20 protein-coding genes are annotated in these 20,442 nt (G+C 73.1%); 12 read left to right on the top strand and 8 right to left on the bottom strand.

The features are described from left to right. Nucleotides 1-25 precede the first annotated feature (25 nt). A complete protein-coding gene (locus ACZ7OY_RS03705) occupies nt 26-658 on the top strand; it encodes a response regulator (protein WP_471910370.1) in 633 nt (210 codons plus the stop codon). 91 nt (nt 659-749) lie between these two features. Here the strand turns inward: ACZ7OY_RS03705 and ACZ7OY_RS03700 are convergent, their stop codons facing one another. Both ACZ7OY_RS03700 and ACZ7OY_RS03695 read right to left on the bottom strand, forming a co-directional pair. Next, on the bottom strand, nt 750-1,562 hold the full coding sequence (locus ACZ7OY_RS03700) for a hypothetical protein (protein WP_471909853.1): 813 nt from the start codon (nt 1,560-1,562) through the stop codon (nt 750-752). Further along, entirely contained in the window at nt 1,562-2,101 is a 540-nt protein-coding gene (locus ACZ7OY_RS03695; RefSeq protein WP_351616083.1) for a SigE family RNA polymerase sigma factor, read from the bottom strand. Before ACZ7OY_RS03695 ends, ACZ7OY_RS03700 begins: the two co-directional genes overlap by 1 nt. 282 nt (nt 2,102-2,383) lie before the next feature. On the opposite strand from ACZ7OY_RS03695, the gene ACZ7OY_RS03690 reads away from it, so the two are divergent. From ACZ7OY_RS03690 to ACZ7OY_RS03665, 6 genes are all read left to right on the top strand, one after another. Next, a complete protein-coding gene (locus ACZ7OY_RS03690) occupies nt 2,384-4,123 on the top strand; it encodes an MFS transporter (protein WP_471909852.1) in 1,740 nt (579 codons plus the stop codon). Nucleotides 4,124-4,195: 72 nt separating this feature from the next. After that, on the top strand, nt 4,196-5,635 hold the full coding sequence (locus ACZ7OY_RS03685; protein WP_471909851.1) for a nuclease/transposase family protein: 1,440 nt from the start codon (nt 4,196-4,198) through the stop codon (nt 5,633-5,635). A gap of 177 nt (nt 5,636-5,812) precedes the next feature. Continuing rightward, on the top strand, nt 5,813-6,463 hold the full coding sequence (locus ACZ7OY_RS03680) for a class I SAM-dependent methyltransferase (RefSeq protein ID WP_384733158.1): 651 nt from the start codon (nt 5,813-5,815) through the stop codon (nt 6,461-6,463). Nucleotides 6,464-6,496: 33 nt separating this feature from the next. Beyond that, on the top strand, nt 6,497-7,429 hold the full coding sequence (locus tag ACZ7OY_RS03675; RefSeq protein ID WP_471909850.1) for an N-acetylmuramoyl-L-alanine amidase: 933 nt from the start codon (nt 6,497-6,499) through the stop codon (nt 7,427-7,429). 158 nt (nt 7,430-7,587) lie between these two features. Further along, nucleotides 7,588-8,415: a hypothetical protein gene (locus ACZ7OY_RS03670; protein WP_471909849.1), complete on the top strand. Its 828-nt coding sequence runs from the start codon at nt 7,588-7,590 to the stop codon at nt 8,413-8,415. A gap of 99 nt (nt 8,416-8,514) precedes the next feature. After that, nucleotides 8,515-9,549 (top strand): LLM class F420-dependent oxidoreductase, encoded by a 1,035-nt coding sequence (locus tag ACZ7OY_RS03665; RefSeq protein ID WP_471909848.1) that lies wholly within the window; start codon nt 8,515-8,517, stop codon nt 9,547-9,549. A 138-nt stretch (nt 9,550-9,687) separates the two neighbouring features. Here ACZ7OY_RS03665 and ACZ7OY_RS03660 read toward each other — a convergent pair whose 3' ends face one another. Then, nucleotides 9,688-10,242 (bottom strand): hypothetical protein, encoded by a 555-nt coding sequence (locus tag ACZ7OY_RS03660; RefSeq protein ID WP_471909847.1) that lies wholly within the window; start codon nt 10,240-10,242, stop codon nt 9,688-9,690. 163 nt (nt 10,243-10,405) lie between these two features. Between ACZ7OY_RS03660 and ACZ7OY_RS03655 the strand changes: the two genes are divergently transcribed. Then, nucleotides 10,406-10,696, top strand: a complete 291-nt coding sequence (locus tag ACZ7OY_RS03655; RefSeq protein WP_471909846.1) for a hypothetical protein — start codon at nt 10,406-10,408, stop codon at nt 10,694-10,696. A gap of 40 nt (nt 10,697-10,736) precedes the next feature. Here ACZ7OY_RS03655 and ACZ7OY_RS03650 read toward each other — a convergent pair whose 3' ends face one another. The 3 genes from ACZ7OY_RS03650 to ACZ7OY_RS03640 are packed head-to-tail and all read right to left on the bottom strand — an operon-like array spanning nt 10,737 to nt 14,022. Continuing rightward, a complete protein-coding gene (locus ACZ7OY_RS03650; RefSeq protein ID WP_471909845.1) occupies nt 10,737-11,807 on the bottom strand; it encodes a prenyltransferase in 1,071 nt (356 codons plus the stop codon). After that, nucleotides 11,804-12,574 carry a class I SAM-dependent methyltransferase gene (locus ACZ7OY_RS03645; protein WP_384733144.1) on the bottom strand — a complete coding sequence of 257 codons (771 nt, stop codon included), beginning with the start codon at nt 12,572-12,574 and terminating at the stop codon, nt 11,804-11,806. Before ACZ7OY_RS03645 ends, ACZ7OY_RS03650 begins: the two co-directional genes overlap by 4 nt. Beyond that, nucleotides 12,568-14,022, bottom strand: a complete 1,455-nt coding sequence (locus ACZ7OY_RS03640) for a glycosyltransferase family 4 protein (RefSeq protein WP_471909844.1) — start codon at nt 14,020-14,022, stop codon at nt 12,568-12,570. Before ACZ7OY_RS03640 ends, ACZ7OY_RS03645 begins: the two co-directional genes overlap by 7 nt. A 210-nt stretch (nt 14,023-14,232) precedes the next feature. Here ACZ7OY_RS03640 and ACZ7OY_RS03635 point away from each other — a divergent pair, with 210 nt between their 5' ends. After that, nucleotides 14,233-14,877, top strand: coding sequence for a TetR family transcriptional regulator (locus ACZ7OY_RS03635; protein ID WP_471909843.1), 645 nt, complete (start codon nt 14,233-14,235; stop codon nt 14,875-14,877). A 395-nt stretch (nt 14,878-15,272) separates the two neighbouring features. Here the strand turns inward: ACZ7OY_RS03635 and ACZ7OY_RS03630 are convergent, their stop codons facing one another. Both ACZ7OY_RS03630 and ACZ7OY_RS03625 read right to left on the bottom strand, forming a co-directional pair. Beyond that, complete coding sequence (locus ACZ7OY_RS03630) at nt 15,273-15,545, bottom strand: ferredoxin (RefSeq protein ID WP_471909842.1); 273 nt, start codon at nt 15,543-15,545, stop codon at nt 15,273-15,275. A 3-nt stretch (nt 15,546-15,548) separates the two neighbouring features. After that, nucleotides 15,549-17,006, bottom strand: a complete 1,458-nt coding sequence (locus ACZ7OY_RS03625; RefSeq protein WP_385532535.1) for an aldehyde dehydrogenase — start codon at nt 17,004-17,006, stop codon at nt 15,549-15,551. A 166-nt stretch (nt 17,007-17,172) separates the two neighbouring features. Here ACZ7OY_RS03625 and ACZ7OY_RS03620 point away from each other — a divergent pair, with 166 nt between their 5' ends. From ACZ7OY_RS03620 to ACZ7OY_RS03610, 3 genes are all read left to right on the top strand, one after another. Then, on the top strand, nt 17,173-18,201 hold the full coding sequence (locus tag ACZ7OY_RS03620) for an MBL fold metallo-hydrolase (protein ID WP_471909841.1): 1,029 nt from the start codon (nt 17,173-17,175) through the stop codon (nt 18,199-18,201). Between the two features lie 322 nt (nt 18,202-18,523). After that, on the top strand, nt 18,524-19,768 hold the full coding sequence (locus tag ACZ7OY_RS03615) for a prenyltransferase/squalene oxidase repeat-containing protein (RefSeq protein WP_471909840.1): 1,245 nt from the start codon (nt 18,524-18,526) through the stop codon (nt 19,766-19,768). After that, complete coding sequence (locus ACZ7OY_RS03610) at nt 19,765-20,424, top strand: SCO2322 family protein (RefSeq protein ID WP_471909839.1); 660 nt, start codon at nt 19,765-19,767, stop codon at nt 20,422-20,424. Before ACZ7OY_RS03615 ends, ACZ7OY_RS03610 begins: the two co-directional genes overlap by 4 nt. Nucleotides 20,425-20,442 lie beyond the last annotated feature (18 nt).

Below are 20,442 nucleotides of genomic sequence, written 5' to 3'. Positions count from 1 at the left end.
GGCCTACCCTTGACCGGTGAACGAGATGCCCCGGGACCACCGGCCCGCGAAGTCCATCAGGGTCCTGCTCGCGGAGGACCAGGGAATGATGCGCGGGGCGCTGGCCCTGCTGCTGGGCATGGAGGCGGACATCGACGTGGTGGCCCAGGTGTCCGCCGGGGACGCCATCGTGGACGCGGCGCTGATGCACCGTCCGGACGTCGCCCTCCTCGACATCGAGCTGCCGGGGCTGAGCGGTCTGGACGCCGCCGCCCGGCTGCGCGAGGAGGCGCCCGACTGCCGGGTGCTGATCCTGACCACCTTCGGGCGGCCCGGGTATCTGCGGCGGGCCATGGAGGCTGGTGCCGCCGGCTTCCTCGTCAAGGACGGGCCGGTGGAGGAACTGGCGGTCACCATCCGGCGGGTGCTGACCGGGGAGACGGTGATCGACCCCGCGCTCGCGGCGGCCGCGCTCAGCGCGGGGCCGAGCCCGCTGACCGCCCGCGAGTGCGACGCGCTCAACGCCTCCGCGGACGGCGCGACCGTCGCCGACATCGCCGCCCGGCTGCATCTGTCCGAGTCCACCGTCCGCAACTACCTCTCCTCCGCCATCGGCAAGACCGGCACCCGCAACCGCATGGAGGCGATGCGGGAGGCCCGCCGCCAGGGCTGGCTCTGACCGCCGGCCGACCCTGGCGCCACCCGCCTCCGTCCCCCCTTCCCTCCCTCCTTCTCTCTTGCGGGTTGCCCTCGTCGGAGTCCGCCTCCGGCTACCGGGTCACCTTCACCGACTCGAACGACGTGCCCTGCGGGGCCAGGCACACGAACCAGCTGTCCGGGGAGCCCTGCGCCGGCCGGATCGCGAACTCGTCGGACGGGGTGTCGTCGCCGGAGTCGGCGGCCGCCCTGTCGACCACCGTCGACGTCCCGTCCTTCCAGGTACAGGTCACCTGCCGGGCGGTCCCTGCGACCCGGCCCACGACCAGGCGCTGCGGCCCCTTCGAACCGGGCTCCAGCGGCATCGCGGCGCTCTCCAGGTCGTCGCCCGCCTGCACGTCCTCGGCGTCGACCGACTTGTGCATGCTCCAGGAGTTCTCCGCCTGGGAGTTCCGGTACACGAAGAAGGAGGTCTTGCCGACGAGGCCGGACGCCGTACGCGCGTCCACCGGCATCTCCCCCTGCTGGATCATCTCCGACAGCTGCGCCTGCGCCTGCGCCGCGTCGCGCGGTGCCGCCCACACATCGACGTAGACCTTCCACGGCTTGCCCTGGTCGGTGCCGTGCGCCAGCACGGTCCGGTGCCCGAGGAGGCCGGGGGGCGTCGGCTGCGACGGCGCCGTCACGGCGGGTGCCACCCGGCCGCCGCCGGGCGTCCCGGCCAGCGCCACCGTCCCGGCCGTACCGGCGACGACCAGGGCGGTGGCCGTCGCGAGCGCCCAGCGGCGGGCCCGGCGGCGCCGGCCGCCGCGGACGACCGCCTCGGTGGGGGCTGTGCCGATCTCGACCTCGTCGGCCGCCTCGGCCAGCATCAGGGCGATGTCGTGGTTCGTCATGTGGTGGTTCGTCTCCCGGTCCGCGCTCATCACTTCCGCCCTTCACTTGTCAGCGTGTCGGCCAGGCCCGGTATGGCACGGAGTTTCGCGATCCCCTTGGCCGCGTTGCTCTTCACCGCGCCGACCGAACAGCCCATCGCCTCGGCCGTCTGGCTCTCGGTCAGGTCCTCCCAGTACCGCAGGACCACCGCCTGCCGCTGCCGCGGGGGCAGCTGGACGAGCGCCTTCAGCAGGGCGTTGCGGTCGTCGGCCTGGGAGATGCGGTCACCGGTGTCCGCGATCTCGTGCGCGAGGCCCGAGTCGTCCCTCGGCGCCAGGAACTCCCGCAGCTTCCTGCGGTGTCTGCGCGCATGTGCGTTGATCATCACGCGTCGCACGTAGGCCTCCGGGTCGTCGGCCGAGCCGACCCTGCGCCAGGCCACGAAGGTCTTCTCCAGCGTCGACTGGACCAGGTCCTCCGCGGCGTGCTGCTCCCCCGTGAGCAGGAATGCCGTACGCATCAGCCGCGGCCAGCGACCGGTGACGAAGGCCCGGAACTCCTCGTCCCGGACCGAACTGCGATCCCCCATGGGCACCTCCTAGATGTCAAAAGGAGTCCGCGGGCCGCCCGAACCGTTGCCTCGCCCGCGAAGAACACCGCACACCGGCACGTGATCCCGGTCACGGCAGCGCCCGCCTCCGGCAAACCCGTCACTCACCCAAGAGAAGGTCAAGGATTCGTTAGTGCCTCAAAGCATCGGAATAGTTGCCCAGGGGCACGGGGTTCAAGCTGCACGTATCCGCGGGGATCTCCACTGCCGATCCCCGCGCGGATCCCCCTCGACTTACTTCCGGCCTGGAGGCCTTCCTCAATGACGCACACGCCGACCGACCAGCCCGCCCGGCGAGCGAGCGGGGCCGTCGTCCCGGTCCTCGCCTTCGCGGGCATCGTTGTCGCGGTGATGCAGACCCTGCTCGTCCCGGTCATCAAGGACCTGCCCGAGCTGCTGGCCACCGAGCCGAGCAACGCCACCTGGGTCCTGACCTCGACGCTGCTCGCGGGAGCCGTGGCCACACCGATCATGGGACGCCTGGGCGACCTGAACGGCAAGCGGCGGATGCTGATCCTCAGCCTCGCCGTGATGGTGGCGGGCGCCCTCGTCAGCGCGCTCACCAACGACCTGATCGTCATGATCGTCGGCCGTGCGCTCCAGGGCTTCGCGATGGGCGCGATCCCGCTCGGCATCGGCCTCATGCGCGACATGCTGCCCCGCGAGAAGCTCGGCTCGGCGATGGCCCTGATGAGCTCCTCGATCGGCGTCGGCGGCGGCCTCGCGCTGCCCGGGGCGGCCCTCGTCGCCCAGCACGCGAACTGGCACACCCTCTTCTACGGCGCCGCCGGTCTCGGTGTCGTCGCCATCGCGCTCACCCTTCTCGTCGTCCCCGAGTCCCCGGCCCGCGCCGAGGGCTCCTTCGACCTGCCGGGCGCGCTCGGCCTGTCCACCGGCCTCGTCCTGCTCCTGCTGCCGATCACCAAGGGCAGCGACTGGGGCTGGTCCTCCGGCACCACGCTCGGCCTGTTCGCCGCGGCGGTCGTGGTCCTGCTCCTGTGGGGCCTGATGGAGCTGCGCGTCGCGGCACCCCTGGTGGACCTGCGCACCACGGCCCGCCGCGAGGTCCTCCTCACCAACCTCGCCTCGATCATGGTCGGCGTCAGCTTCTACGTCGTCTCGCTCGTCCTGCCCCAGCTGCTCCAGCTGCCCACCGCCACCGGTTACGGCCTCGGCCGGTCGATGGTCGTGGCCGGTCTGTGCGTGGCTCCGCTGGGTCTGACGATGATGTTCACCGCTCCGGTCTACGCCCGGCTCTCGGCCCGCTACGGCCCGAAGACGACCCTGATCATCGGTCTGCTGGTGATCGCGGCCGGCTACGGCGGCGGGCTCGGCCTGATGGACGCCGCCTGGCAGACCGTCGTCACCTCCGTGGTCCTCGGCGCCGGTATCGGCCTGGCCTACTCCTCGCTGCCCGCGCTGATCGTCGGCGCGGTGCCGGCCTCGGAGACGGGCGCGGCCAACGGTCTCAACACCCTGATGCGCTCCATCGGCACGTCCGTGTCCAGCGCCGTCATCGGCATGGTGCTGGCGAACACGGCGAACCACGCCGGGGGCACGGCGTTCCCCAGCCTGCACGGCTTCCACGTCTCCTTCCTGATCGCGACCGGCGCCGTCGCCGTCGGCCTGCTGCTGGCCGTGTTCCTGCCGGGACAGCGCCCGTCGGGCACCCCGCAGCTGCGCGCGAGCAGCGAGGAGGACGCCAACCTGGAGCGCGCCGAGGAGGTGCTGCGCGGCTTCCGCGGCCGGGTCCTGGATGCCGCAGGCTCCCCGGTCGCCCGCGCGAAGGTCACGCTGATCGACCGCAGGGGCCGTCAGGCGGGCGCCACCGTCTCCGCGGAGGACGGCAGCTACGCGCTCGCGGTCCCCGCCGAGGGCCCCTACGTGCTGGCCGCCAAGGCCGCGGGCCACGCCCCGCTCGCCTCGTCGGCGACCCATCCGGGCGCCGACCGCCCGGTGGACCTGGATCTGTCCCTGCCGGGCGAGACCGTCCCGGCCTGAGAACCGGCGCCCACCAGTGATCTCGCGACTCGTGCCCGGCAAGGCCTGGAGCATGACGCGGCCGGGTGGGCGGTGCGCAAGCGGGAACTAACCGGTCTCTCGTCCGCGCGGTGGGCAGGCAGTATCACCAAGGCCACGCATGACCAGTGGGCGCTGGCCCGGCGGGGGCAGGCTGCCGAGGCATCCTGGCTGCGGGGGCAGATCGCGTCGATCGAAGCGCGGCTGGCCCGGCCGCTGGGCGCGAAAGCGGACCGGCGGGCGGGGCTGGCTCGCGGCTACGCGACACGCGCGGAGTGGCATGCCAAGTCCCGCCGCCTGCACGCACTCCAGGACCGGCTGGCGCGGGTGGAAGCGGACCGGGCGGTCGGCCGGGTGCACGTGGTACGCGGCGGTGAACGCCTCGCCCATCTGCGCCACCACCTCGACGCGGCCGGTCTGAATGTGGAGGCGTGGCGGGGGCGGTGGCGGGCGGCTCGGATGTTCCTGAGCGCCGACGGGGAGTCCGGCAAACGCTTCGGCAACGAGACGATCCGTGTCACCGACACCGGACAGCTCTGCCTCAGGCTTCCGGCCGCGCTGGCCCGTCTGGCCAACGCCCCGCACGGCCGCTACCTCCTCGACGCGACCGTCGCCTTCACCCACCGCAGCCGGGAATGGCTGGAGCGGATCACCGCCGACCGGGCGGTCGCCTACCGGATCCACCACGATGTGGTGCGGGGCCGCTGGTATGTGACTGCCTCATGGCAGCGCAGCCCGGTCCCGGTGCTGCCGCTCGAGGCGGCGCTGGCGCGGGGCGTGGTCGGCGTCGACATGAACAACGACCACCTCGCCGCCTGGCGCCTCGACAGCCACGGCAACCCGGTCGGCGAACCCCGCCGCTTCTTCTACGACCACACCGGTACCACCGCGCACCGCGACGCGCAGATCCGGCACGCACTGACCCGCCTGCTGCACCACACCCACGCCACCGGCGCGGCAGCGATCGCGATCGAGGACCTGGACTTCACGGGAGGCGTCAGCCGGGAGAAGCACGGCCGCAACAAGCGCTTCCGCCGCCTCATCTCCCGCTTCCCCACCGCGAGACTTCGGGCGCGGCTGGTGGCGATGGCTGCCGAACAGCACATCGCGGTCGTCGCGGTCGATCCGGCCTACACCTCCCGATGGGGCGCCCAGCACTGGCAGAAGCCCCTCACCAGCAGCACACGTAAGGTTTCCCGGCACGATGCAGCGAGCATCGCGATCGGGCGACGCGCCCTCGGACATCCGATCCGGCGACGGACGGCACCGCCCCCACACGACCGGAGCGATCGTGCGGGGCATCGGACCGCCCAGGCCGGACCGGACACCCGAGAGCGTGAGGGACCCCGCCCCCGCCTTCCCGGACCACGGACAAGATCTGTACCGTCTGGACGCGGAGCGAAAGCGGGCGACCAGCGTGCCCAACACCGTTCGGGGCACACGGCTGAGCAACCAAAGTCCTGGAGACAGGACCCACTCCCGCTCAGTCTTTAGGAACGGTGCGGCACGATGAGCGCCCGGAGCCCCGCCCGGGGGACCCGGCGGGCCGCACCGCCGGAGCCCGCGGGCCTCGGGGCCAGGAACCGCCCTGGGCCCGGGCGCCCGAAGGCACCGGACCTCGGCGCCGACAGCACCGGCCCCCGAGCACCCGTACGACCGAAAAGGACCGCCATGCCCGCAGCACCCAAGCCCGAGATCCTGGCCGCGTTCGAGGCCGCGAAGGGGTTCATGCCCGTGCACGAGGGGCTGGCGCTGTACGCGGCGGCCGTCGAGGCGGGCGCGCTGGGGCTGCCGCTGCTGGAGGTCGGCACGTACTGCGGCCGCTCCACGGTCCTGCTCGCCGACGCGGCCCGCGCGTCCGGGGTCACCGCGATCACGGTCGACCACCACCGGGGCAGCGAGGAGCAGCAGCCGGGCTGGGACTACCACGACCCGCAGACGGTCGACCCGGAGATCGGGCTGATGGACACCCTGCCCACCTTCCGGCGCACCCTGCACCGGGCCGGTCTGGAGGACCACGTGGTGGCGGTGGTCGGGCGTTCCCCGCAGGTCGCCGCCCTGTGGGGGGCACCCCTCGGGCTCGTCTTCATCGACGGCGGCCACACCGACGAGCACGCCGGCGCCGACTACGAGGGCTGGGCGCCGCACGTCGCCGAGGGCGGCCTGCTGCTGATCCACGACGTCTTCCCCGAGCCTGCCGACGAGTTCACCGGCCAGGCGCCGTACCGCGTCTATCTGCGGGCGCTGGAGTCCGGCGCGTTCACCGAGGTGTCGGCGACCGACTCGCTGCGTGTGCTGCGGCGCACGGGCCCGGGGAGCTGAGGCCGCCGGGACCGGGCGGTTAGGGTGGCTGTCGTGTCGTATTCAGGCCCGGAGTTCGAACCCGCCCCGCCCCGCCGCTCCCCGCTGCGCCGCCCGCTGGTCGTGGCGCTCGCCGCGCTGGCGCCGGGAGCGCTGCTCGGCTGGGGGGTGTACGCGGCGGTCGGCGGCCCGGCCGCCCCGGGCGGTCCGGCGAGCGCGGCGGTGGGCACTCCGGCGGGCGGATCCGGCTCCACCGGCCCCGCCGCGGGCGGCGACGGGAAGCCGACCGCCTCGTCGGGCTCCGTCGTGCCGGGCTCCCTCAAGGGCAAGGTCGTCGTGATCGACCCGGGCCACAATCCGAACAACTTCCGGCACACCGCCGATATCGGCCGCAAGGTGGACATCGGCACGAACCGGAAGGAGTGCGACACGACCGGGACGTCCACCAACTCCGGTTACGCGGAGGCCCGGTTCACGCTCGACGTCGCCCATCGGCTGCGCGCGCTCCTGCAGGCGCAGGGCGCCACGGTGAAGCTCACCCAGGACGGCGACCGCGCGTTCGGGCCGTGCGTGGACGAGCGGGCCAGGATCGGGAACGCCGCGCACGCGGACGCGGTGATCTCGATCCACGCGGACGGCGCGGCGGCCGGCGACCGCGGCTTCCATGTGATCCTTCCGGCGTCCGTGCACGCCGGGGCCGCCGACACCCGTGCCATCACCGCCCGTTCGCACGATCTGGGGGTGCGCGTGCTGGGCGGCTTCCGCCGGGCCACGGGCAGCGCACCCGCCAACTACCTGGGCGACGGCACCGGTCTCGTCACCCGCAGGGACCTCGGCGGTCTCAATCTGTCAACGGTTCCCAAGGTGTTCATCGAGTGCGGCAACATGCGCGACGGCAAGGACGCGGCGCTGCTGACCAGCGAAGCGTGGCGGCAGAAGGCGGCGCTGGGGATCTCTGAGGGAATCGTGAGTTTCCTGCGCGGGTGACGATCAGTGCGCTGATCCCTGCGGACAGCCCGATCGTATGGACGATAATGTCGTTCTTACGATGAGGGGTCACCCCCGCGCTTCACACCAGGGCCTGACGGCGCCATGGTGACAGCGACGCCTCTACCGACGACGTGACGACTGACGAAGGACCTGAAGTGAATATCCGCTCCCTCACTCGAGGCGACGGCGTGGTGATCGGAGCAGCGGTATTGCTGTTCATCGCGTCGTTCTTCGATCTGTACTCGATCGACGGCGCCCCTGACAGCTACGACCTGCCGAGCCTGTGGGGCAGCGGTGGGGTCCTCCTGGGGGTCGTGCTGGCGGGAATCATCGGCGCCGCGCTCGTCGTCGTCGCCCGGGGACTGCCGCAGCCGCCCAAGGTCGCCGGTCTCGAACTCGGGCCGCTCGGTGTCGCCTTCACGGTGTTCGCCGCGTGGACCGCGCTCGGTAACCTCTTCGACCCGGCCGGTGGCTTCGACAACGTCGACGGCGCGTCCGACAACGTCGGTGCGGGCACGGGCCTGATCCTGGCCCTGCTGGCCACGCTGATCATGGCCGGGGCGAGTGTCGCCACTCCGCTGGTCGCCGCGTTGCAGGCTCCGCTCGTCCCGGCTCCCACGCCGCCGGCCCCGCAGCCCTACGGCGCCCAGCCGTCCGGCGGTTACGGCTACCCGGGCGCGCAGCAGCCGCAGTACGGCGGTCAGCCCCCGTACACCGGCCAGCCGCAGCAGCCGCAGCAGCCGCAGGCCCAGGCCCCGGCGCCGCAGCCGGCCCAGCCCGCCGGGGACTTCTCCCCGTTCTGGTTCGCCGTGCCGGTGCCGCGTCCGCTGTTCGCCGAGGACGGCTCGCCCGCGCCGATCGCCGAACTCGCCCCGGGCACCTGGTACCTGGCGGTCGAGCAGAACGGTCCGGCCCTGGTCGCGCAGACCCAGGACGGCCGCCGTGGCGTGCTGCGGGACACCTCCGGGATCCAGCGCGGCTGACGTCGGCAGTCCGGCCGGCCCCTCGCCCTTCCGGGCGGGGGGCCGTTGTCGTAGAGTCGCACCCCCTGACTGACACTCCGTCAGAACGCGGGAGGCGACATGCGGCTCGGTCTCGCACTCGGCTACTGGGGGCGCGGCCCCGACCCGGACCACGTCGCGCTGGCCCGGGAGGCGGAGCGGCTCGGCTACGACTCCGTGTGGACGGCGGAGTCCTGGGGCTCGGACGCCTTCACCCCGCTGGCCTGGATCGCCGCGCAGACCTCGAGGATCCGACTGGGTACGGCGGTTGCGCAGATGGCGGCCCGGCCGCCGACGACGACCGCGATGCAGGCGCTGACCCTGGACCATCTCAGCGGCGGGCGGCTGCTGCTGGGCCTCGGCCTGTCCGGCCCGCAGGTCGTCGAGGGCTGGTACGGGCGCCCGTTCCCGAAGTCGCCGCTGACCGCGACCCGGGAGTACGTCGACGTCGTACGGCAGGTGCTGCGGCGCGCGGGGCCGGTGGAGCTGGCCGGGCGCTTCCACTCCCATCCCTACCGCGGCCCGGACGGCACGGGCCTGGGCCGGGCCCTGAAGCCGATCACCCATCCGCTCCGCCCGGACCTGCCCGTCCTGCTCGGCGCCGAGGGGCCGAAGAACGTGGCGCAGACGCTGCGGATCGCGGACGGCTGGCTGCCGCTGTACTGGGCGCCGAACCGGCCCGAGGTGTACGGGCCCGCGGTCGCCGGTCTGTCCGCGGCCCAAGAGGCCCCGGGCCGGGGCGGGTTCCTGGTCGCGCCGATGGCGCAGGTGCGGATCTGCGACGACGTCGCCGCGGGGCTGCTGCCCGTCAAGGCCATGCTCGGCTTCTACATCGGCGGGATGGGGCACGCGGCCCGCAACTTCCATGCCGACCTCATGGCGCGCATGGGGTACGAGAAGGAGGCGCGGCGCATCCAGGAGCTGTTCCTGTCCGGGCGGCGGGAGGAGGCCGTGCTCGCCGTGCCGGACGCCTTCGCCGACGAGATCTCACTGGTCGGGCCCCGCGAACGGGTCGCCGAGCGGCTTCAGGCGTGGCGCGCGGGCCCGGTCACCGACCTGCTGGCCCTGGTGCGCGACCCGCACACCCTGCGCGTCCTCGCCGAACTCAACTCCTAGGACCTGCGGGCTTCGGCCCGCGTCGGCACGGAGCGGCGGCCCCGGGAATTCCCGGGGCCGTTTCCGGCCGACCGTCCGCCGACGAGTCGGGCGAAATCACACAGTGGCAGGATGGCCCGGTGTCCGGGCTGCGGGACCTCAGCCGCCGGACAGCTGGGCGGCCGACGGCACCTGGTCCTGCACCACGGCGCCCGCGCTCTGACCGGCGCCCTTGACCTGGCTGATGAGGCTGTCGAAGGTGCCCGCGGCCGCGTCGGCCGAGTCACCGTTGCGCAGCTTGGCCGGCAGGTCCTTGAGGGCGTCGACGCTCGCGGCGAGCGGGGCGACGGCCTTCGCCAGCAGCGGGTCGCCCTGGGCGTTGCGCATCGCGGCCTTGAGCCGGTTGTACGCGAACGCGCCCGCGACGCCCGCCTTCACCAGGGCGAGCTTGCGGCCCGAGGCGCCCTTCGCGAACTTGCCCGCCTTCCAGGGGCCGACGATCCACTGGTAGGTCGCGCCGGCCGCGAGACCCGCGTTGGCCACGAACCGCGCCTTGGCGAACTTCTGCTGTTCGGCGGAGGTGCTGGGGCTGGCCGCGGGGACGGTCGCGGTCTTCTGTGCGGAGTCCCCGGCGCCGCCGCAGGCGGTGACGCCGGCGAGCAGCGCACAGCAGAGGGTGAGCACCACGGCGAGGTGGCGTATCGGCACACGCACGAAGTCCTCCCGACGTGAGGGGGTCTCCCAGCAGGTTCACCCCGCGCCGTCGGCTACGCCACTCGGGGGAAGCCGCCGCGCACTCCCCCGGGCACTCCCCGCGCACTCCGGGGCCGCATGTTTCTCCGGGTTTCAATCAGGAATCCGGGGCCAGACGCTAGTCATGTCTCGATATCGCACTGGTTCCAACTCCGCCGGGACGGTCATAGCGGTGGTCGCCGACATCATGGCCGTCATCCTCGGACTGTGGATCCTCATGTACCTGTTGGACGCCAACCGGGGCAACGACCTGGTGCAGTTCGTCCACCACGTCGCCGACTGGCTGGCGGGCTGGTCCCGCGACCTGTTCACGTTCGACGAGGCCTGGGCGCGGGTCGTCGCCGGCTACGGCCTGGCCGCCGTGGTGTACCTGTTCATCGGCCACGCCATCGCCAACCGCGCCCACCGTCACTGACCCGGCGGGCGCCGGCCCGCCGGGGCCCGTGCGGCAGGCCCTACCCGCAGCAGTCCGGGTCCAGCCCCTTCGGCAGGAACTCGCCGCCGAAGACGGCACAGGTGGCCTCGTCGCCGCCCAGGGCCGCCACGGCCAGGAGCAGCGAGCCGGCCGTCCAGGTGGTCAGTTCCTGCGGCCAGACGGCCTCGTCGTCGAAGACGTAGCCCGTCCAGTACAGGCCGCTGTCCGCGTCCCGCAGGTGCTGGATGGACTGGAGTATCTCCAGCGCCCGGTCGGACTCGCCCATCGCCCAGAGCGCGAGGGCGAGTTCGGCCGATTCACCGCCGGTCACCCAGGGGTTGGGGACCACACAGCGCACCCCGAGGCCGGGCACGACGAAGCGGTCCCAGGACTCCTCGATACGGGACTTGGCCTCGGCCCCGGTCAGCGCGCCGCCGAGGACCGGGTAGTACCAGTCCATCGAGTAGCGGTTCTTGTCGAGGAACCGCTCCGGGTGGCGGCGGATGGCGTGCCGCAGCGCGCCCGCCGCCAACTCCCAGTCCGGCTGCGGCTCTTCGCGCTGCTCGGCGATGGCGAGCGCGCAGCGCAGGGCGTGGTGGATCGACGAACTGCCGGTCAGCAGCGCGTCCGTGGTGTCCGTGCCGTCGTCGTCGCGCCGCCAGCCGATCTGCCCGCCGGGCTGCTGGAGGGCGAGGACGAACTCGACCGCGCCGACGACCGTCGGCCACATGCGGTCCAGGAACGTGTCGTCGCCGGTGGCGAGGTAGTGGTGCCAGACGCCGACGGCTATGTAGGCGACGAAGTTCGTCTCGCGGGAGCGGTCGGTGACCTCGTCGGGCTCCCCGTCCGCGTACGCCGCGTACCAGGAGCCGTCCGGGTTCTGGTGCCGGGCCAGCCAGTCGTACGCCCGCTCGGCGGCCGCGTGCTCGCCCGCCGCGTCCAGCGCCATCGCGGCCTCGGTGTGGTCCCACGGGTCGAGGTGGTGACCCCGGAACCACGGGATCGCGCCGTCCTCCCGCTGCACGTCGAGGATGCCGCGTACGGTCGCGGCGGCCTGCTCGGCGGTGAGGACCCCGGGCAGGACGAGGTGTTCTGTCCGGGGGGTGGTCACGTGGCGTCCGCCTCGGACGTACCGGGCGTGGCGGACGCGGCGGAGAGCCGGGGCAGGTGCGGCTTGGTCGCGTACGCCACGAAGCTCTTGCCGATCAGCGGGTTCAGCGCCTGCTCGGCGACCCGGGTGGCCAGCGGCTTCTTCATGATGTCCCAGACCAGGAGCTTGTGGTACGCCCGCACCGGCAGCGCCTTGTCGTTGTCGACGCCGAACGCGCACTTCAGCCACCAGTACGGCGAGTGCAGGGCGTGCGCGTGGTGGGTGCCGTACGGGCGCAGTCCGGCCTGCCGGATCTTCGCGAGGAGTTCGTCCGCCTTGTAGATGCGGATGTGGCCGCCCTCGACCTCGTGGTAGGCGTCGGACAGGGCCCAGCAGACCTTCTCCGGGCCGTAGCGCGGGACGGTGATCGCGATGCGGCCGCCGGGCTTGAGCACCCGGACCATCTCCGCGAGGACGCCCTTGTCGTCCGGGATGTGCTCCATGACCTCGGAGATGATCACGACGTCGAAGGACTCGTCGGGGAAGGGCAGGGCGAGCGCGTCGCCCTCCATGGCCGTGGCGGTGGCGCCGGCCGGGGCCTCGCCGGCCTCCTTCATCGCCGCGAACCACTTCGCGACCTCGCGGATCTCGTCGCCGTTCTGGTCCAGTGCCACGACCTGCGCGCCGCGCCGGTAGCACTCGAACGCGTGCCGGCCCGCCCCGCAGCCGAGGTCCAGGACCCGGTCGCCCGGCGCGAGAGGGAACCGGGAGAAGTCGACGGTCAGCACGTGGCCCTGCTTTCGGGATAGACGCCGGTAACGCTGGTCGAAGTCGAGGTCGAGGTCGAGGTCGAGGTCGAGGTCGTGGGTTCGGGAGCGGGGGCGACCCCGGCGGGGGCTCCGCCGTGCGGGTGCGGCCGGGTGCGGGCGATGGCCTCGCGGTAGTGGGCGACCGTGCCCTCGGCGGCCCGGGCCCAGGTGAAGCGGGCCAGGACCCGCTCGCGGCCCGCGCGGCCGAGCCGGTCCCGCAGCCGCGGGTCGCCGAGCAGCCGGCTCAGTGCGGCGGCCAGCGCGCCCGCGTCGCCGGGCGGCACCGCCAGACAGGTCTCGCCGTCGGGTCCTGCGACCTCGGGGATGGCCCCGCCGGTCGTGGCGACCAGCGGGGTGCCCGTGGCCATGGCCTCGGCGGCCGGGAGGGAGAAGCCTTCGTAGAGGGAGGGCACGCAGGCGACCTGCGCCGAGCGCACCAGGTCGACGAGTTCCGCGTCGGAGATGCCCTTGACGAACTCGACGCAGCCTTCGAGGCCGTACCGCTCGATGGCCTGGGCGACGGGCCCGTCCTCGGCGCGCTTGCCGACGACGACCAGATGGGCCTCCGGGTGCTCGGTGCGCACCTTCGCCAGCGCCTCGACCAGGAACACCAGCCCCTTCAGCGGCACGTCCGCGCTGGAGGTGGTCACGATGCGGCCCGGCACCTGCGCCACCGACGGGTCGGGACGGAACAGGTCGGTGTCGGCGCCGATGTGGACGACGTGGACGCGGTCCTGCCGCACCCCGAGGTGGTCGACGATCTCCTGCTGGGAGGAGCCGGAGACGGTGAGCACGGACGGCAGGCGGCGCGCCACCCGCTTCTGCATCCGGGTGAACGCGTACCAGCGGCGCACCGAGAAGCGGCGCTGCCTGCTGTCCGCCGCGTCCAGCTCCAGCTGCCGGTCCACGGTGATCGGGTGGTGGATGGTGGTGACCAGGGGCGCGCCGATGTCGCCCAGCAGCCCGTAGCCGAGGGTCTGGTTGTCGTGGACGACGTCGAAGTCGCCGCGCCGGGCCCGCAGCAGGCGGCGGGCGCGCAGCGAGAAGGTCAGCGGCTCCGGGAAGCCGCCGGTCCACATGGTGGCGACCTCCAGCGCGTCGACCCAGTCGCGGTACTCGTCGCGGCCGGGGGTGCGGAAGGGGTCGGGCTGGCGGTAGAGGTCGAGGCTGGGCAGCTCGGTCAGGCTCAGCCGGCCGGGACCGGCGCCGGGCACCTCGTCGGCGTCGAGGACGGCGTACGGCTGCGCGCCGATGACCTCGACGCGGTGGCCGAGGCGGGCCAGCTCACGGGAGAGGTGGCGGACGTAGACGCCCTGGCCGCCGCAGAACGGGTTTCCCTTGTACGTCAGGAGCGCGATGTCGAGCGGTCGCCCGCCGTCGGCGGCGAGGTCCTTCCCAGGACCCGCCTGACTGGCCTCAGCGGTCACTCCGGGCCCCCTTCTGCCTGCACTGTCCCGCGAGATTACGCCGGGACGCTAATCTAGAACAAGTTTCAGACTTGATCGTTCGGGAGGCTCTGAATCTACCGGCAGGTAGGGGAGCTGTGAGCAGTGGATCAGGTGATTCACGCCACGGCGGACGGCCTCTGCCATGCTGTCTGATCACCAGCCCTCACCGACTGTCACGGAACGGGATCCATGCCTGCGGAAGCCAAGGTGGTCAAGGTGGAAGCCAGCACCGACAGACCGGCCCTCCCGGCCCTCACCGAACGGCAGGCGGCGCGCCGGCGCCGCATTCTGCACGCGAGCGCGCAGCTCGCCAGCAGGGGCGGTTTCGACGCGGTGCAGATGCGCGAGGTCGCGGAGTCCTCGCAGGTCGCGCTCGGCACCCTCTACCGGTATTTCCCGTCCAAGGTGCATCTGCTGGTCGCCACCATGCAGGACCAGCTGGAACACATGCACGGCACGCTGCGCAAGAAGCCGCCGACCGGTGACACCGCCGCCGAGCGGGTCGCGGAGACGCTGATGCGCGCCTTCCGCGCCCTTCAGCGCGAGCCGCATCTGGCCGACGCGATGGTGCGCGCCCTGACCTTCGCGGACCGCAGCGTCTCCCCCGAGGTGGACCAGGTCTCCCGCCAGACCACGATGATCATCCTGGACGCGATGGGCGTGGCGGACCCCGGGCCCGCGCAGCTGTCCGCGGTCCGCGTCATCGAGCACACCTGGCACTCGGCCCTCATCACCTGGCTCTCGGGACGCGCCTCCATCGCCCAGGTGAAGATAGACATCGAGACGGTGTGCCGGCTGATCGACCTCACCTCGCCGGAGGAGCCGCGCGGATGAGGAAGCGGGCACGAGAAAGCTCGCAGGAGGAAGCGCGCACGAGGAAGCGCATACGAGGACACACGTAGCGGGGATGCGCGTACGGGGATGCACGTACGGGGATGCGCGCAGGAAAAACCTACGAGACGGGTTCCCTTCGCCGGCATGGTCCGGATCAGGTACTGGAGGTCGCCTTCCGGTGAAACAGCCACCTTCGGGCCTCTCAGCTCGACCGTCGACGTCGGCCCCAGCGGATGCCTCTGCGTGTTGCCTGGGCGTCTCGCGGAAGTCGGCTACTCCGGTGGAGCTCCCTCACTCGCCTCGTAGGCCACTTTCAAGAGTAGCCCCCCAGAGCGGAATGCAATAGCCCAAAAGGGACTTTTCTCAGCCTCTCTTGCCAGGCCGCCGGAAGGGGCTCAGTCCTCCGGCGGGAACACCGGCTCCCCGCTGCCCAGCAGGGTGATCGTGATGGCCTCCACCGGGCAGCCCTCGGCCGCCGCCAGCACCCGCTCGCTGGCGTCCGTGTCCGGGTCCACCGGACAGGACTGGCGCCCGGCGTCGAGCCGGAAGCCGGCCGGGGCGTGGTGCAGGCACTGGGCCGAGCCGATGCACAGGGCGCGGTCGACCTCGACGTGCCAGCGGTCCCCCGCCCCCACGCCCGGCTCCGCTCGCGCGGGAAGTGCCGCCATCGCTCACCCCTCCCAGCCGGCCGGCAGGTGGACCATCTTGTGTTCGAGGAACTCGCCGTACCCCTCCGGGCCGAACTCCCGCCCCAGGCCGGAGTTCTTGTAGCCGCCGAACGGGCCGAGCATGTCGAGGCTGAAGGTGTTGACCGAGTACGTGCCCGTGCGGACCCGGCGCGCGACGTCGATGCCGTGCTCGACGTCGGCCGTCCACACGCTGCCGCTCAGTCCGTACTCGGAGTCGTTCGCGATCTTCACGGCCTCGGACTCGTCGCCGTAGGGCAGCAGACAGATCACCGGGCCGAAGATCTCCTCGCGGGCGATGCGCATGCCGTTGTCCACGTCGCCGAAGAGGGTCGGCTCGACGTACCAGCCGCGCTCCAGGCCCGGCGGGCGGCCGCCGCCGGTGAGGATCTTCGCGCCCTCCTCCTGGCCGATGCGGATGTAGTCGAGGCTGCGCTGCTGCTGACGGCGCGCCACCAGCGGGCCGACCTGGGTCGCCGGGTCCAGCGGGTCGCCCACCACCAGTGCGCTCGCCGCCGCGGCGAAGGCGTCCGCGAACTCGTCGTAGCGCGAGCGCGGCACCAGGATGCGGGTCTGGGCCACACAGGCCTGCCCGTTGTTCATCCAGGCCGCCGAGACGATGCCGGGGACGGCCGTGGCGAGGTCCGCGTCGGGCAGGACCACCGCCGCCGACTTGCCGCCCAGCTCCAGCGTCACGCGGCTGAGGTTGCGCGCGGCCACCTCCATCACCCGCCGGCCGGCCGCGACCGACCCGGTGAAGGAGACCTTGTCGACGCCGGGGTGTCCGACCAGGTACTCGCTGACCTCGCGGTCCGCGGGCAGGATCGACAGGACGCCCTCGGGCAGCCCGGCCTCCCGCGCTATCTCGCCGAGGATGTAGGCGTCCAGCGGCGACTCCGGCGACGGCTTGAGCACCACGGTGCAGCCGGTGAGCAGCGCGGGCGCGAGCTTGGCGGCGGCCACGAACTGCGGGACGTTCCAGGGGACGACGGCCGCGACCACCCCGACGGGCTCGCGGCGCACCAGGATCGGCCCGAGGACGCCGGCCCGCCGCTCCTCGTACGCGAAGTCCCGGGCGACGGTGATCGCCGCGTCCCAGACCATCATCGCGCCGAGCGCCTGCGCGAGGACGCTCCAGGAGTACGGCGAGCCGTTCTCGGACGAGATGACGCGGGCGATCTCCTCGTGCCGTACGGCGATCGCGTCCTTGATCCTGGAGACCACCGCGATCCGCTCGTCGGGCGTCATCCGCGGCCAGGGCCCCTCGTCGAACGCCGTGCGGGCGGCGGCGACGGCCCGGTCCACGTCGGCCGTCGAGGCGTGCGGCACCCGTCCGATGACCTCCTCGGTGTGCGGCGAGATCACCTCGATGACCTCCTCGCCCAGCGGGTCGGCCAACTCCCCGCCGATGAACAGCTGTCCGTGTTCCACGAGTTCGGTCATGGCGACTGCCTCCCCGGCACGACTCTGACGATCCATCAGATACGGAACTGATAGCAGCTCCGCCCCGAGGAGTCCACGGCCCGGACACCCACCGCGACGGTCGACTCGGGCTCCCATCGAAACCTGTTCTAGTTATAGTGGCCGGGACGCGGCGATCGGAGAGCCCATGACGCAGGTGCACGACCACGGCGGCGGCGTACGGTCCATCGAGGTCCCCATCCCGGACAACCCCCTCGGCCACACCCTCGTGTACGTCGTCGACACCGACCGCGGCCCGGTGCTGATCGACACCGGCTGGGACGACCCCGCGTCCTGGGACACGCTCGCCGAGGGGCTCACGGCGTGCGGCACCTCGGCCGCCGACGTCCACGGAGTGGTGATCACCCATCACCATCCCGACCACCACGGGCTGTCCGGCCGGGTCCGCGAGGCCTCCGGCGCCTGGGTGGCGATGCACGCGGCGGACATCGCCATCGTCCGCCGCACCCGGGAGACCCGGCCCGGCCGCTGGTACGCGTACATGGCGGACAAGCTCACCGCCGCCGGCGCCCCCGAGGAGCACATCGCCCCGCTGCGCGCCGACCGGCCCCGGCGCGCCCTGCCAGGACTCGCCCCCGCCCTGCCCGACCGGGAGATCGTCCCCGGCGAGCTGCTCGGCCTCCCGGGCCGCCGGCTGCGCGCCGTCTGGACCCCGGGACACACCCCCGGCCATGTCTGCCTGCACCTGGAGGAGCGCCACCCCACCGGGCTCACGGGCAGCGGACGGCTGTTCTCCGGCGACCATCTGCTCCCCGGGATCACCCCGCACATCGGCCTGTACGAGGACCCGGACGACGCCACCGTCACCGACCCGCTCGGCGACTACCTCGCCTCCCTCGAACGCGTCGGCCGGCTCGGCCCCGCCGAGGTGCTCCCGGCCCATCAGCACGCCTTCACCGACGCGCCGTCGCGCGTACGGGAGTTGCTGGCCCACCACGAGGAGCGCCTCGACGGCCTGCTCGGCCTGCTGACCGACCCACTCACCCCCTGGCAGCTCGCCGAGCGCATGGAGTGGAACCGCCCCTGGGACCGGATCCCCTACGGATCGCGGAACATCGCGGTCTCGGAGGCCGAGGCCCATCTGCGGCGCCTGGTGAAGCTGGGCCGGGCGGAGGCGGTGCCGGGGACCGAGCCGGTGACGTACGTGGCGGTGTGAGCCGCCGCGCGGACCGCATCGGCACCCCGCGGCACCCGCTCCCGGCCGGCCGCACGGCCGCCCCTCGGCGTGTTTCTACGGGCCGGTAGAGTGGCGCCGTCGTCATCACACCCGTACGGGGGAAAGCCGGTGCAATTCCGGCGCTGACCCGCAGCCGTGAGCCACCGCGAGGTGGCGAGCCGGATCGCCCCGCACGGTACGTGACCGGCTCGCGCACACCGGCGGCCCGCCGGTGTACGGCACCGTCGAGGTCTACGGAGCCGAGCCGCCCGGGGGTGCCCCGTGCTGTCCGGCTCCCCGCAGGGAGAGGCATCCGCCGATCATGAACGTCCGCCGCAGCGCCGCGGTCCTGGCCGCCGCCGCCGTGATCGGCGGCGCCACGCCCGCCGTCGCCGCCGACCCGTCCCCTTCGCCCTCGGTGGCGATACCCGCCGGCCTCTACGGCCGCACCGACCCCACGTACGACGGTGTCTGGCGGCAGTCCCTCGCCCTGCTCGCGCAGAACACCGTGGGCGTGCGGCCCGCCTCCTCGGCCATCGCCTGGCTGACCGGGCAGCAGTGCGCGAACGGCGCGTTCGCCGCCTTCCGCGCCGACACCGCCAAGCCCTGCGACGCCAAGCTGATGGTCGACACCAACAGCACGGCCGCCGCCGTCCAGGCCCTCGCCGCGCTCGGCAACCACACCCCCGTCACCGCCAAGTCCGTCGCGTGGCTGAAGTCCGTGCAGAACGCGGACGGCGGCTGGGGCTACTTCCCGGGCGGCGCCAGCGACGCCAACTCCACCGCCGCCGTCGTCGGCGCGCTGACCGCGACGGGCGAACAGCCCCAGAACGTCGTCAAGGGCGGCAAGTCCCCCTACGACGCCCTGCTGAAGCTCGCCCTGCCCTGCACCGGCGACGGCGCGGGCGCCTTCGCCTACCAGCCCGACAAGAAGGGCGCCCTCGTCGCCAACGCGGACGCCACCGCGGCGGCCGTGACCGCCGCCCTCGGCAAGGGACTCGGGGGCGCCGCCGCGAACCCGGACTCCGAGGGTCTCACCTGCAAGGGCCCGGCCACGGACGCCACCCAGGCGGCCCGCAACGGCACCACGTACCTCGCCAGGGAGCTGACCGGCAGCGGCCATCTGACGTCGTCGCAGCCCGGCGCCGAGGACCAGCCCGACTACGGCAACACCGCCGACGCGGTCGTCGCCCTCGCGACCGCCGGCCAGAGCGAGGTGGCCGCCCCCGCCGTGCACTGGCTCCAGGCCGACTCCGCCAAGTGGGCGCAGCAGGCCGGCCCGGCCGCGTACGCGCAGCTGATCCTCGCCGCGACCGCCGTCTCCGCCGACCCGCGCCACTTCGGCTCCCAGGACCTGGTGGCCCTCCTGAACGCGACCGGCCCCGGGCCCGTGTACGTGCCCACCGCCGCCCCGTCGTCCTCGGCCGACGCCAAGGGCGACACGGCCGCGGCCGACGACTCCTCCGGCTCCGGCAGCACCGTGTGGATCGCCGGCGGCATCCTGCTCGTCGTCGTGACCGCCGTCGGCTTCCTGCTCTTCGGGCGCGGCAGGAACAAGCAGTCGTGAGCCGTCGCCGCGCCGCCGCACTGCTGCTGGCCGTGCTGTTCCCGCTGCTGGGAGCCGCCGGCCAGGCGCAGGCCACCGGCTACCGCTACTGGTCCTTCTGGGACCGCACGGGCACCGGCTGGACCTACGCCACCCAGGGCCCGGCGACCGCCCGCCCCGCCGACGGTGACGTGCAGGGCTTCCGGTTCGCGGTCAGCGCGGACTCCCAGGACGCCAGCCGCCCGCGCGGCGCGGCCGACTTCGCGACGATCTGCGCGAAGACGCCCGCACGGGACGGCTCGAAGCGGGTCGCCCTGGTCATCGACTTCGGTACGCCCGCCGACGCCCCCTCGGGCGAGCGGCCGCCCGCGGCACGGACCGCCTGTGCCCAGGTGCCCTCCGACGCCAGCACGGCGGAGGCGCTGGCCGCGGTGGCCAAGCCGCTGCGGTACGACACCAACGCCCTGCTGTGCGCGATCGCCGGATACCCGCGACAGGGCTGCGGTGAACAGGTGTCGGTACCGGAGAAGCCGAGGAGTACGGCGACGACGGCAGCCGCGGCCGGGCAGCCCACGGCGGACGGGGGCCCCTCGGTGGGCCTGATCGCGGGTTGCGCGGCCGTGGCCGTCCTGGCGGCGGCGGCGCTCTGGCAGGCCCGGCGGCGCAGGCGTGGCTGAGCGGGTCCGACGGCGTAC

The organism is Streptomyces sp. NPDC107559, assembly GCF_055657365.1.
Note: the sequence above shows the minus strand (reverse complement) of the source record. Positions and strands in the feature narration are given on the sequence as shown.

Coding starts and splice junctions, on each gene's coding strand:
- ACZ7OY_RS03705 (WP_471910370.1), top strand. CDS start 26: ATGCCCCGGGACCACCGGCCCGCGAAGTCCATCAGGGTCCTGCTCGCG.
- ACZ7OY_RS03700 (WP_471909853.1), bottom strand. CDS start 1,562: ATGAGCGCGGACCGGGAGACGAACCACCACATGACGAACCACGACATC.
- ACZ7OY_RS03695 (WP_351616083.1), bottom strand. CDS start 2,101: ATGGGGGATCGCAGTTCGGTCCGGGACGAGGAGTTCCGGGCCTTCGTC.
- ACZ7OY_RS03690 (WP_471909852.1), top strand. CDS start 2,384: ATGACGCACACGCCGACCGACCAGCCCGCCCGGCGAGCGAGCGGGGCC.
- ACZ7OY_RS03680 (WP_384733158.1), top strand. CDS start 5,813: ATGCCCGCAGCACCCAAGCCCGAGATCCTGGCCGCGTTCGAGGCCGCG.
- ACZ7OY_RS03665 (WP_471909848.1), top strand. CDS start 8,515: ATGCGGCTCGGTCTCGCACTCGGCTACTGGGGGCGCGGCCCCGACCCG.
- ACZ7OY_RS03655 (WP_471909846.1), top strand. CDS start 10,406: ATGTCTCGATATCGCACTGGTTCCAACTCCGCCGGGACGGTCATAGCG.
- ACZ7OY_RS03635 (WP_471909843.1), top strand. CDS start 14,233: ATGCCTGCGGAAGCCAAGGTGGTCAAGGTGGAAGCCAGCACCGACAGA.
- ACZ7OY_RS03630 (WP_471909842.1), bottom strand. CDS start 15,545: ATGGCGGCACTTCCCGCGCGAGCGGAGCCGGGCGTGGGGGCGGGGGAC.
- ACZ7OY_RS03625 (WP_385532535.1), bottom strand. CDS start 17,006: ATGACCGAACTCGTGGAACACGGACAGCTGTTCATCGGCGGGGAGTTG.
- ACZ7OY_RS03620 (WP_471909841.1), top strand. CDS start 17,173: ATGACGCAGGTGCACGACCACGGCGGCGGCGTACGGTCCATCGAGGTC.
- ACZ7OY_RS03615 (WP_471909840.1), top strand. CDS start 18,524: ATGAACGTCCGCCGCAGCGCCGCGGTCCTGGCCGCCGCCGCCGTGATC.